The 12,585-nt window shown below is 69.3% G+C and carries 9 protein-coding genes; 2 read left to right on the forward strand and 7 right to left on the reverse strand.

Annotated features, from left to right (window positions below; all coding sequences use genetic code 11):
- Positions 1–70: 70 nt before the first annotated feature.
- From ACZ4WS_RS19270 to ACZ4WS_RS19300, 7 genes are all read right to left on the reverse strand, one after another.
- Positions 71–1,240 (reverse strand): MFS transporter, encoded by a 1,170-nt coding sequence (locus ACZ4WS_RS19270; protein ID WP_467981866.1) that lies wholly within the window; start codon positions 1,238–1,240, stop codon positions 71–73.
- Positions 1,233–4,106 (reverse strand): glycoside hydrolase family 2 TIM barrel-domain containing protein, encoded by a 2,874-nt coding sequence (locus ACZ4WS_RS19275; protein ID WP_467981868.1) that lies wholly within the window; start codon positions 4,104–4,106, stop codon positions 1,233–1,235. The genes ACZ4WS_RS19270 and ACZ4WS_RS19275 overlap by 8 nt, the downstream gene beginning before the upstream one ends.
- Positions 4,107–4,118: 12 nt before the next feature.
- On the reverse strand, positions 4,119–4,934 hold the full coding sequence (locus tag ACZ4WS_RS19280; RefSeq protein ID WP_467982242.1) for a carbohydrate ABC transporter permease: 816 nt from the start codon (positions 4,932–4,934) through the stop codon (positions 4,119–4,121).
- A gap of 77 nt (positions 4,935–5,011) precedes the next feature.
- Positions 5,012–5,977 (reverse strand): carbohydrate ABC transporter permease, encoded by a 966-nt coding sequence (locus ACZ4WS_RS19285; RefSeq protein WP_467981869.1) that lies wholly within the window; start codon positions 5,975–5,977, stop codon positions 5,012–5,014.
- A 23-nt stretch (positions 5,978–6,000) separates the two neighbouring features.
- Positions 6,001–7,266, reverse strand: a complete 1,266-nt coding sequence (locus tag ACZ4WS_RS19290; protein WP_467981871.1) for an ABC transporter substrate-binding protein — start codon at positions 7,264–7,266, stop codon at positions 6,001–6,003.
- Between the two features lie 390 nt (positions 7,267–7,656).
- Positions 7,657–8,922 carry an ROK family transcriptional regulator gene (locus ACZ4WS_RS19295; RefSeq protein WP_467981873.1) on the reverse strand — a complete coding sequence of 422 codons (1,266 nt, stop codon included), beginning with the start codon at positions 8,920–8,922 and terminating at the stop codon, positions 7,657–7,659.
- A gap of 139 nt (positions 8,923–9,061) precedes the next feature.
- Entirely contained in the window at positions 9,062–10,312 is a 1,251-nt protein-coding gene (locus tag ACZ4WS_RS19300; RefSeq protein WP_467981875.1) for an FAD-binding protein, read from the reverse strand.
- Between the two features lie 257 nt (positions 10,313–10,569).
- On the opposite strand from ACZ4WS_RS19300, the gene ACZ4WS_RS19305 reads away from it, so the two are divergent.
- The gene (locus tag ACZ4WS_RS19305; RefSeq protein ID WP_467981877.1) at positions 10,570–11,577 is read left to right on the forward strand and encodes a hydroxyacid dehydrogenase; all 1,008 of its coding nucleotides are present in this window, start codon (positions 10,570–10,572) and stop codon (positions 11,575–11,577) included.
- 299 nt (positions 11,578–11,876) lie between these two features.
- Positions 11,877–12,539, forward strand: coding sequence for a pyridoxamine 5'-phosphate oxidase family protein (locus tag ACZ4WS_RS19310; protein ID WP_467981878.1), 663 nt, complete (start codon positions 11,877–11,879; stop codon positions 12,537–12,539).
- The last annotated feature ends 46 nt before the right edge of the window (positions 12,540–12,585 follow it).

Below are 12,585 nucleotides of genomic sequence, written 5' to 3' on the forward strand. Positions count from 1 at the left end.
AAGCCGTTCACACCACTTGCACCGCCTAAGCCGTTCACGCCACTTGTGCTGTTGACCCTGTTCACAGCGCTCATCCCGTACGTCCCCTCGTGAGCCGCATCAGCCAGACCGTCGCCACCAGCGATGCGCCTGACAACACGGTCAACAGCCACGGCACCGCGTGAATCCCGGATGCCTCGATTCCCACGCCCAGCAGTGGCGGGGCCGCCACCCCGCCGATCATCGACGCGGCGATCACCCAGGCGCCTGCCCGCTTGGCCCCCGGCAGGGCCTGGTTCAGCCAGGGCAGACCGGTCGGGAACACCGGTGCGATGAAGAGGCCCACACCGGCGTACGCCACCGGCGCCGCCCCGGGTATCAGCGCCAGCAGCAGACATGCCGTCATCCCGGCCGCGCAGACCGCGAGGATGCGCTCGGGCGCGTATCGCAGCGTGATCGGGACGACGAGGAAACGGCCCGCCGTCATCATCAGCCAGTACACGGAGGTGGCGGAGGCGGCGACCGTGGCGCCGTAGCCGACGGTCTCCAGATGCGTGGGCTCCCAGCCGCCGACGCCCGCCTCGACGGCGACGTTCAGGATGTAGAGCGCGAGGAAGCCGACCAGCACCCGGGAGAGAAGGCCCCCGGAGGGGGACGGCTGCTCGTCGGGCGCGGTCTCCGGCGCCTCGCTGCGGACGCCGCCCGTGCACAGGATCAGCGCCGTCGCCAGCACGGCACACGCACCGAAGGCGTACGCGTAGTCGTCGGGGCCGACCCAGGCGATGAGCGCCGGACCGAGCACCGCGCCGATGCCGAAGTGGGCGTTCAGCACGTTCAGCATCGCCGTCGAACGGTCGCCGAAGCCCACCGCGAAGAGCTGGTTGAGCCCGTAGTCGATACCGCCGAAGCCGAGGCCGCCGAGGAAGGCGGCGGCGAGGGCGAGCGGCCAGTTCGGCGCGAAGGCGAAGCCCGCGCCGCCCGCCGCCATCAGCGCGTAACTCGCCGCCAGCAGTGCCCTGTTGCTGATCCGGGAATGGATCGCGTTGAAGGCCAGGACGCCCGCGACTCCGCCGGTGAAGTGCAGGCTCAGGCCGAGCCCGGCTCCGGACGGAGACAGCCCGAACTCCTCGCGCAGACCCGGAACGGCGGGACCGTAGAGGGCCTGAAGCATGCCGATGAGGACGAACGCGACGCATGACGCGACCGCGGCCGGACGACTGAAGAGTCGGCCGGCCGCAGTGCGGGTGAGGGTGTCAGCCATGGATCTCCGAGAAGACGAACGAGAACTCTGCGGGGGCGGCCCGCAGTTGGTACTGCGGCAGGGCGCCGGGGCCGCACGACTGCGATCCGATGCCCTGCTGGCCGTGGTCGAGGTTGATCCAGACGGTGTCGCCGGGCTCCAGGTCGGTCAGATGGGCGGCGGCGTCGAGTTGCTCCGTCGTCCACCGTCGGGCCGTGAACCAGAAGGATGGATCACCCTCGACGCGCAGGCCACCGATTTCCGCCCAGCGGACATCGGCCCGCGCACCGTTCTCCTGCGGACGCACGTACGGCGTCTGCAGCTCGTCCACCGACGACTCCCAACGCCCCACCATGGAGGCCGTCTTGGTGTCCGGGTACCCCTCGCCGGGACCTCCGCCGAACCACTTCACGCGGTCCGCCGATCCCGAAAGCCCCAGGCGGATCCCGAGCCGCGGCAACGGCAGCGTCCAGTCGCCCTCGGGTGCCACGGACACGGTCAGCCGCAGCCGCGTCCCGTCGGACGTCCACCGGTACACCGTGCGCAGGCCCACCTCCCAGGCCGCGGGCGCCACCCGGGTCCGTACGGTCAGGGCGTCGTCGCCCAGCTCCACCGCGTCCGGGCGGTGTCGCATCCGGTGCAGGCCCAGCTTGCGCCAGAGCAGGCCGTAGCGGGCGTCCGGCTGCCAGTGCGCGCCGTTGTCGTTGTCGGTCGGAGCACGCCACACGTCCAGCCGAAGACCGGTGACGTCGACCCCGCCGATCGTCTTCAGCGCGCCGGTGCGGGCGTCGAACGCGGCGGGGCCGAGGGTGACGATCCGCTCGCCGAGCACCGGACCTTCGGACTGCGTGACACGTGCCAATGTCCGTTCAGCAACCGGCAGTTGAGCCCAGGCGACCTGATGGCCGCGCGGGCCCCACGCCGTCTCGGCGGCCAGCACGGCCCGTACCGTCCATTGCGTCTCGGCCCCCCGGCCGTCCGCGGGCGGCGTCGGCAGCTTCACATCGGCCGACTCGCCCGGCGCGAGCGCGGGCACCGACAGCACGCCGGACTCGACGGTCTCGCCGTCGACCTGGTACGACCACTCGAAGGCGAGCGACGAGAGATCCGCGAAGTCGTACGCGTTGGTGACGCGCACGGTCCCGTCCGTACCGTCGCCCTCGATGCGAACGGGTTCGATCACCTTCTTGTACTCGACGAGCCCCGGCGACGGCGTGCGGTCCGGGAAGACCAGCCCGTCACAGACGAAGTTCCCGTCGTGCAGCTCCTCGCCGAAGTCGCCGCCGTACGCGAACCCGTACCGCTCGTCCTTGATGCCGTGGTCGATCCACTCCCAGATGAAGCCGCCCTGGATGCGGTCGTACGACTCGAAGAGGTGCTGGTAGTCGGCGATGCCGCCGGGGCCGTTGCCCATGGCGTGCCCGTACTCGCAGAGGATGAAGGGGAGTTCGCGCCGCTTCAGCCCGCCGCCGTCCAGGCCCCGGCCGATCCGCTCGACCTCGGCGTGGTCGGCGTACATCCGCGAGTACATGTCCGTGTCACGGCAGTCGATGTCGCCCTCGTAGTGGATGAGCCGGGAGCCGTCCCGGCCGCGGATCCACTCGGCCATGGCGGTGAGCCCGCGCCCGGTGCCGGCCTCGTTGCCGAGGGACCAGACGACGACGGACGGGTGGTTCTTGTCGCGCTCGACCATGCGGGCGGTGCGGTCGAGCAGCGCCGGGGTCCAGCGGTCGTCGTCAACAGGGTTGTCGCGCCAGGCCTGTTCGACGAAGCCGTGGGTCTCCAGGTCGCATTCGTCGATGACCCACAGGCCGTACTCGTCGCACAGGTCGAGGAAGGCGGGGTGGGGCGGGTAGTGCGAGGTGCGGACGGCGTTGATGTTGTGCCGCTTCATGAGCAGCACGTCCGCGCGCATGGTCTCCAGGTCGAGGGCGCGGCCCTGCTCCGGATGCCACTCGTGCCGGTTGACGCCCTTGAAGAGGATCGCCCTGCCGTTGACCTTGATCAGGCCGTCTTCGAGCACGACCGTGCGGAAACCGATCCGGAGGGGGACGCGCTCGCCCTCCGTCGTCAGCACCCCGTCGTACAGGCGGGGCGTCTCGGCCGTCCACGCGGCGACCGGCACCCTCACGGACTCTCCGGTCGCGACGTCGATGCCCAGCTCGGGCACGGTGACCCGGCCGTCGACGTCGGAGTCGACCCGCAAAGTGCCCTCTTCGGCGACATGGTCGTACGACGCGTGCACGAAGAAGTCGAGGACGCCGCCCGCCGGACGGTGCAGCAGGGTGACGTCCCGGAAGATCCCCGGCAGCCACCACTGGTCCTGGTCCTCCAGGTACGAGCCCGCCGACCACTGGTGGACCCGGACCGCGAGGACGTTGCCGCTCGGCCTCAGCAGATGCCCGACCGCGAACTCGTGCGGCAGCCGGGAGCCCTTGAACTCGCCGATGTCCGTGCCGTTCAGCCAGAGGCGGGCGCAGGACTCGACACCGTCGAAGCGGAGGACCGAGCCGCCCTCCGACAAGGCGGGCCAGTCGTCCGGCAGGTCGAAGAACCGCAGATGGTCACCGGTCGGGTTCTCGGTCGGCACACGCGGCGGGTCGACCGGGAAAGGGTAGAGGTGGTTGGTGTAGATCGGTGAGCCGTGTCCCTGGAGCACCCAGTGGCCGGGAACGGACACCTCCGCCCAGTCCCCGGCGTCGTACCCCTCCTCGGCGAAGGAGTCGTCCTGGCCGTCGGCGGTGGGGGAGAGACGGAAGCGCCAACTGCCGTTCAGTGACAAGGATGTGGCATCCGAGGACGCGTACCAGGCACGCGGCGGCAGCGCGCCGCTGCCTGGCGAGACGTCCTCGACATAGTCAGTGGCGGTAGTCGTGCGGAAAGACATCGGTCTCCTAGCTCAGCCCTTGATGCCGGTCTGCGCGATTCCCTGGACCAGCCAGCGCTGGAGGAAGAGGAACACGAACACCAGGGGCAGGATGGAAATGGCGGTGGCCATGAAGATCAGATGGAAGTTGACGGTCTGGTTGGTCATGTACGACGAGAGCGCGACCTGGACCGTCCAGGCCTGCGGGTCCTGGCCGATGACCAGCGGCCACAGGAAGGCGTTCCAGCCGCTGATGAAGGTGATGGTCGCGATCGCGGCGAAGAAGTTCAGCGAGTTGGGCACGACGATGCGCCAGTACGCGCCCCAGTAGCCGAGCCCGTCCACGCGCGCCGCCTCCTCCAGCTCCTTGGGGAACCCCAAGAAGTACTGCCGGAAGAGGAAGCAGGTGAAACCGCTGAAGAGCCCCGGGATGATGAGACCGCGAAGACTGTCCACCCAGCCCAACGACGAGACGAGGACGAAGCTCGGCACGAAGGTGACGGCTGAGGGGACCATCAGGGTCACCAGGACCCCGTAGAAGATCTTGTTCGCGTGCTTGTACGGGATACGGGCGAGGGCGTAGCCGGCGAGCGAGCAGACCAGCAGGGTGCCGAGCGTGTGCAGGACGCCGACGACCGCCGAGTTCCACAGGGACCGGGCGAAGGGGACCGTCGTGTCGTTGAACAGCTCGCTGATGTTGCCCCACTGGAGGTCGGTGGGGAAGAACTTCCAGTTCTCGCCGGTGATTTCGGCGTCGGTGGAGAGCGAGTTGCGGATGAGCAGATAGAAGGGGACGAGGAAGAGCAGCGTGGCGACGCCGGTGGCGACGTAGAGGCCGGTGGAGCCGATGACCCCGCGCCGGTCGCGCCTGCGTTCGCGCTTCTTCGGGGGGACGGCATCGGTCTTGTGCGTGTCGGTGATCGCGGTCACTTGGACTGTTCCCCCTGTCCGAATCCCATGAACTTGCCCTGGAGCAGAGTCACGATGCAGATCAGCAGGGTCAGGATGACCGCGCCCGCGCTGCCCGCGCCGTAGTCCTGGGCCTGGCCGAGCGCCGTGTAGTACAGCTCGACGAGCGGCGGGCGGCCCCACGTGGTCTTCGACAGCAGGTTGTAGAACTCGTCGAAGGCCTGGTAGGCGGCTACAAGGAGCAGCAGGATCACGGCGGTTGACGTGGCCCGGAGCTGCGGCAGCGTGATGTGGCGGAAGGTCTGCCAGCCCGGCTTGGCACCGTCGATGGCGGCGGCCTCGTACAGCTCCGGCGGGATGTTCTGCAGGGCGGCAAGGAACAGGATCATGTAGAAGCCCGCCTGCAGCCACAGTCGGGCGGAGACGATGACCAGCCAGTACCAGGGCGGGTCGGGGTTGGCGAGCCAGGCGATGTTCTCGATCCCGAACCAGCCGAGGACCGTGTTCATCAGGCCGAAGCGGACCCCGCTGAAGATCGACATCTTCCAGATCAGCGAGGCGGCGACATAGCTGCACGCGGTCGGCAGGAAGAACACCGACCGGAAGAACGCCCGCATGAACCGCAGCCGGTTCACCATCAGCGCGAGGCCCAGCGAGAACGCCCAGGTCAGGGGCACGATGAAGGCGGCGAAGACGGTGAAGGTGACGAGGGCGCCGGTGAAGTTGCTGTTCTCCAGCATCTGCCGGTAGTTGTCGAAGCCGACGAACTTGCTCGGCGTGACCGTGAAGCGCGCCTCGAAGAAACTCAGCCAGAGGCTCCACCCGATCGGGATGTAGACGAAGACCAGCAGGCCGATGAGGAAGGGGCTCGTGAAGAGCCAGAAGTTGAACGTGCTGCTGCCCCGCAGCCCCCGCCGCGGCCGGGTCTTGGAGACCTTGGCCGGGGCGGGGCGCGTGGCGCCGCGCGTCGTGGTGGTCGACATGTCGTGGCTACCCGTCCGTCGGTCTATCCGAAGAGCTTCTTGAGCTCGCGGTTGACGGTCGTGTCGGCCTTGTCGAGAGCGGCCTCCGGGTCCCCGCCCTTGCGGACGCAGTTGGCGAAGACGTCCTCCAGCGCGGTGATCATGGACTGGGTCCAGCCGATGTTGTCGAAGTGCCCGTACTCGTTGAAGAGCTTGACGCCCTCAGCGGGCAGGCCCGACTTGAGCTTGGTGGCGGACGCGGCGAGGGAGGAGCGCGGCGGGATGTGGAAGCCGTACGACAGCGACCAGTCCTCCTGGTACTTCTTCTGCTCGATCCACAGCCACTTCACGTACTCCTTGGCCAGGTCGACGTTCTTGCCCTTGGCGTTGACGAACATCGACCAGCCGCCGTTGTAGACGGAGGGCTTGCCGCTGTCGGTGACCTGCGGGAAGGCGAAGACGCCGATGTCGTCGCCGAGCGTCTTCTGCATCTGCGGCATGGCCCACATGCCGCAGAACTGGATGGCGCACAGGCCCTGGTTGATCGCGGACGGGTCCCAGTAGTCGGCCGGGGCGTCGAGGAGCAGGTCGCCGCTGGTGAAGAGCTTGCGCATCTTCTTGAGGCCTTCCTTGACCCCGTCGGTGTGGTAGGCGATCTGGTTCTTGTCGTCGAGGGTGTCGGCGCCGGCCGACCAGATCAGCGGGTTGATGACCGCGTGCAGGTCGTTGCCGAGGAACAGGCCCTTGACTTTGTCGGTGGTGAGCTTGGCGGCCGCCTCGATCAGCTCGTCGAGCGTGGTCGGGACCTTGACGCCCGCCTTCTCCAGCAGCGAGGGCCGGTAGAAGAAGAACTGCGGGTCGTCGATCATCCGGACGCCGTATATCTTGCCGTCCACCGTGTGCGACGCGATGTCGGCCGGGTTGAAGTCGTCCTTGACCGGGTTGATGATGTCGCTCAGGTCCGCCACCTGGCCGCTCTTGACGAGCTGGATCTGCGGGTGGAACTCGAAGAGGTCGGGCGCGTTCTTGGTGAGCAGCGAGGCGAAGAGCTTGCTCTCGAAGTTGGAGCCGGTGATCCACTGCGTGGTCACGTTGGCCTTGTCGTAGGCCTTCGCGTACTTCTTGATGGCCTGCTCGGTGCCGGCCTCACCGTACGCGTGGAAGTACTGAACCAGGCTCTTGCCCGAACTCCCGCCTCCGGAACGCCCGTTGTTGCTGCCGCACGCGGCCAGCGGGCCGAGGGCGGCGAGGCCCGCGGCGGCCCGCAGTACGGATCGACGGTCCCAGTTGCTGCTGCTCATTGCCGACATGCTGACGTCCTTGTCTCGAGTACGGCTGCGGCTCAGTCGCTGAGTCGGTGATGGCTCAATTCGTGCTGCGGTGCGGGACGTTAACCTTCGGCTAAGCCTTCGGCAAGGGGTTGGACGAAGCCTGTTCGAAGTGTTGTGGAGGGTTCGGGATACCGGACATGGCGGCATGCGGGCCGCCGCAGCAGCGGCCCGCAGCCCTCAACTCACCTCTGTGGGCGCTCCTGCTTGTTACTGCCTGGACCAGGCCCCGTTGGCATCACTGATCCTCAACGGAGCACTCCGGGCGGGCAGTCGGCGACGAAGCGGGAAACCCCATGGCGCGAGCCGTAGGAATCCGCCCTCATGCACGAGTGGGGAGGCAGCCAAGTGCATCCCTTCCGTCGTCATGCGTCACGAAGGCGGTGCTGTACGGCTCCTTGCCGGGGTGGCGGTGCGACGCGGGGCGGTCCTGCCGCCCGCGGGTTTCTGGCCCACTGAGGTGAGGGCTCCCTCGAGGGCGAACGTCGCGGCGCCCAGGCAGACCGGATCGGTGGGGATGGGGGAGAGGACGATCTCGGTGGCGGCGAGCGGGCGGCGCAGCGCGTGCCGGGAGACGGCCTCGCGCACCTCGTGCAGCAGCGGCTCGCCGAGCGTGGCCGCGACCCAGCTGCTGAGCACGACCACCTCGGGGTTGAGGAGGTTCACCAGGTCGGAGATGCCGGCACCGAGGTAACGGGCGGTGTCCCGCACGACCTTGAGCGCCACGGGATCCTGCGCGGCGACACCCCGGGCGAGCGCGTTGATCGTGGCGGTCTGGTCCTCGGGGTGCAGCAGGGTGCTGCGCGGGCTCAACTCCCGCAGGTTCAGCATGATTCCGGGTGCCCCGACGTACGTCTCCACGCACCCGTGGTTGCCGCAGTGGCACAGCCGGCCGTCCAGCACCAGCGTCGTATGGCCCCATTCGCCCGCGCTGTTGCTGACCCCGCGGTGCAGCCCGCCGCCCAGCGTGAGCCCGGCGCCAACTCCCGTGCCCAGATTGACGACCACGGCGTCACCGCGCCCGCGCGCCGCGCCGAACCAGAGCTCGGCGACCGCGCAGGCGCGCAACGGATTGTCGAGGTACAGCGGGTAGGCGATGTGCTCGGCGAGCAGATCGAGCAGCGGCACATCGTGCCAGTCCCAGTTCGGGGCGTACTCGGAGACACCGCCCTCGCGGTCCACCTGACCCGGCACGCTCACCCCGACGCCGAGGACGCGCGCGCCCTCGACCCCGGCCTGCGCGACCACCGAGCCGACGGCCGCCGCGACATGCCCGACGACCTGCTCCGGGCGGCTCTCACCGGGGCGCATGTCCTCGTCGGCGCGGGCCAGCACGTTCAGTGCGAGGTCGAACAGCTCGACGCGGACGTACGTCTCCGCGATGTCGACGCCGATCAACGCGCCCCCCGACGCGTTGACGGCCACGAGTCCCCGAGGGCGGCCCCCCGCGGAGTCCTCGAACCCGACCTCGGTCAGCATCCCGAGGTCGAGCAGCTCACCGACGAGCGTGGCGACCGTGGCCAGGCTGAGCCCGGTGGCGGCCGCCAACTCCTGCCGTGAGGTGGGAGATTCGGCGATGATCTGGCGAAGTACCTCATAGCGGTTCGCGGTGCGGATGTCGCGTGATGTGCGCTTCACCGGATGTGCCACCTCGATCCCTCCGAACCACGACAGGTTCACTGCGCCCCACAGCGGGGCCACGGCGGCCCATGGCGGGGCGCTCGGCGGCCGCGGCGCGGCGCAAGGCTATGGCCTGGGGCGGACTTTCGACAAGGGGTTAGGAAAGGGGGTAGAGAAAGTTCCGTACGAAGGTGTTGGTGAACTTGCCCGCGGGGTCGAGGGAATCGGCCAGTGCCCGGAACTCGCCCAGCCGCGGGTACCGCCCGCGCAGCACCGCCGAAGGCACCGTGAACACCTTGCCCCAGTGCGGCCGGGGATCGAACGGCTCCAGCGCCTCCTCCACGCGCCGTACCACCGGCAGCACGGCCTCCGTGTCCTCGATCCAGGTGAAGTGCAGGGCGACGGTGTCCCGCCCGTACGCCGGGCTCAGCCACTGGCGGTCGGCGGCGACGGTGCGCACCTCACAGATCTGGAGCACCGGCGCGATCGTCGCGCGGATCTCGTCGAGGGCGTGCAGTGCGGCCAGGGCGTCCGAGCGCGGCAGCAGATACTCGGACTGGAGCTCGGCCCCGCTGCTCGGGGTGAACTCGGCCCGGAAATGCGGGAGTCGCTCGTGCCACGGCCCGGGGACACCGAACTGCTCGGTGCAGTTCTCCGCCGGCATTCCCGGCACGGGGTGCATCGCCTCGGTGGCGGGCGCGGCCCACGGGAACTCCGGCAGCGACTGGTCGGTGCGTCGCTTCAGCCACACCTGCCGGAAGCCCGGCCGCCCCCAGTCGGTGAACAGACTCACGCTGTACGCCGTCGCCGCCACCGACTCGAAGTCCAGCCCGGCGAGGGGGAGTTCGGTGAAGACGTGCTGGCTCACCTCGAAGTCCGGCTCCAGGTCGAGGGTGAGCGCGGTGACGACACCGAGCGCGCCCAGCGAGGTCACGGCGCCGTCGAAACGCTCGTCGCCCCGGCCGATCATCACGGTCGAGCCGTCGGCCGTGACCAGCTCGACCTCGCGTACGGCGGAGGCGAGCGAACCGTTCGTGATCCCCGAGCCGTGCGTGCCGGTCGCCACCGAGCCCGCCACGGAGATGTGCGGCAGGGACGCCATGTTGTGCAGCGCGAACCCGTGCTCGTGCACCCGGCGGGCGAGTTCGGCGTACCGGACGCCGCCCGCGACCCGTACCGTACGGGCCGTCGTGTCGACGTCCACGGCGGGCGGCAGCGCGGTCAACGAGAGCAGGACGCCGTCGCCGCCCGGCTCGGCGATCTCGTTGAACGAGTGCCCGCTGCCCAGGACGCGCACCCGCGCGCTGTCCGCGACCAGCGCGCCGAGCGCGTCGAGGGAGTGCGGCCGGTGCAGCTCCTTGGCGGTGTACGTGATGTTGCCGGCCCAGTTGGTCAGGGTCTCGGTCATCCCTGTCGTCCCTCCCCGGGAAATTGCCGTTCGCGGCCCGTGTGATGCCACCTGGGGAAACTACCTCGCGATGTCCGGGGCGGGTCGACCCGCCCGGGTCACCCCACCGACGCTCCCGTCCACCCACGGACGCTCCCGTCTCCTCACGGACCCTCCCGTCGCCTCACCGCCCCGTCCATTGACCCTCTCGCTCGGCCGCACCTACCGTAGAGACCGGTTGCTATCAGTGGAGTCACCGAGCCGGAAGGTCACCTCTCTTGCCCGAGCGTCCTCAGGCTGTATTCGCCATGTCCGCGCAGAATGTGCCGCAGATCTTCCCTCCGGAGGTGCTGGCCCGTCTGCGTGACGCCGTAGAAATCGATCCCGCTCTGGTGGCCGAGGACTTCACCGATCCACGGGTGCGCGAAGTCCTCGCCAGGACCGAGATCCTGATCACCGGCTGGGGCTGCCCGAAGCTCGACGAGGCCACGCTGGACGCGGCGCCGAAACTGCGTGCCGTGCTGCACGCCGCCGGTTCCGTCAAGAGTTTCACCACGCCCGCGGTCTGGGGGCGCGGGCTCGTCGTCTCGTCGGCGGCCGGGGCCAACGCGCTGCCCGTGGCCGAGTACACGCTCGCCATGATCCTGCTCACGGGCAAGGACCTCTTCACATACCGGGACCGCCTCCGTACCGAACGCGCCTTCCCGTACGGGGAGATCGTGCCGGGCATCGGCAACTTCGGCCGCCGTGTGGGCATCGTCGGAGCCTCCCGCATCGGCCGACGGCTCATCGAGCTGCTGCGGCCCTTCGATCTGCGGGTGAGCCTCGCCGACCCGTACGTCGACGAGGCCGGGGCCGCCGCACTCGGTGTCCCCCTGCTGCCGCTCGACGACCTGCTCGGCGGCAGCGACATCGTGACCGTCCACGCCCCGCAGACCGCCGAGACCCGGCACATGATCGGCCGCCGCGAACTCGCCCTGATGCCCACCGGGTCGGTGCTCATCAACACCTCGCGCGGCGCGCTCGTCGACCACGACGCCCTCACCGACGAGCTGCGCGCCGCCCGACTCAGCGCCATCCTCGACGTCACCGACCCCGAGCCGCTGCCCCCCGACTCCCCGCTCTACGACCTCCCCAACGCGTTCATCACTCCGCACCTCGCGGGATCCCAGGGGAACGAGGTCGCCCGGCTCGGCCTCACGGTGGTGGAGGAAGTCGAACGGCTGCTCGCAGGGCGTGAGTTGGCCTTTCGGGTGGACCGTGACGGGCTGGGGCGGGCGGCGTGACGGGAAGTTCCGCGGGCGGGCGTTGGATCACTGGACCGGGGGCGGCTCCTCGTTGTCGAGCGACGCCGAAGTTCACCCGTCCCGCGCACTTCCACGCACCTGCTGCCATGTGGGCACCGTGACGCGGGGCCGACCCCGGGGACAGGGCCATCCGGTCCGCATGCGCCTAGTGGTCGTCCTCCAGATGGAGCTTGAGCAGGTCCCGCAGGGTGCTGCGGATTTCGTTGTCTCGTGGCTCATGCGTGACTGATGTCGTCAATTTGTGGCGCCTTGCATGCGATATCGGTAGCTTCTTGCCCATGACGTACGGCCCCCTCCCTGAAACCGACCTCACTCGCCACCGCCGCCTCCGCGAGCAGGGCAGCCTCGATCGCGCCGACCTCGACGCCATCCTCGACGCGGGATTCATCTGCCATCTCGGAGTGATCGTCGAGGGGCGGCCGGTCGTCGTGCCGACCGTGTACGGGCGGGACGAGACGCAGCTTTACGTGCACGGCTCGGTGGCCAGCCGGAGTCTTTCCGGGTCGGCGCCCGTGTGTGTCACCGTCACGCATGTGGACGGGCTCGTGCTCGCGCGGTCCGTGTTCGAGCATGGGGTGAACTATCGGAGCGCGATGATCCACGGCGTGCCGCGCAAGGTCACCGACCCGGAGGAGAAGGCCGAAGGTCTGCGGCGGCTCACCGAGCACGCCACGCCCGGTCAGTGGGACTACGCGCGCAGGCCCAGCCGCAAGGAGCTGGCCGCGACCACCCTGCTCGCGCTGTCCCTCCAGGAGGCCTCGGTGAAGATCCGTACAGGCGCTCCGGACGACGGGGACGGGCCCGACGCCGCACTGGGCCTGTGGGCCGGGACCCTGCCGCTGGCCTCGACCTGGGGCGCGCCCGAGCCCGACCGGCTGCTGCCGCCGGAGCTGGCCCCTCCGGCGCACATCGCGCGGCGCGAGGGGACCCGGCACGGCTGACGCCCAGGCAGGGGCATACCGTGAGGAGTCGAGCACAGAGCCGGGA

This window comes from Streptomyces sp. NPDC029292 (genome assembly GCF_055569295.1).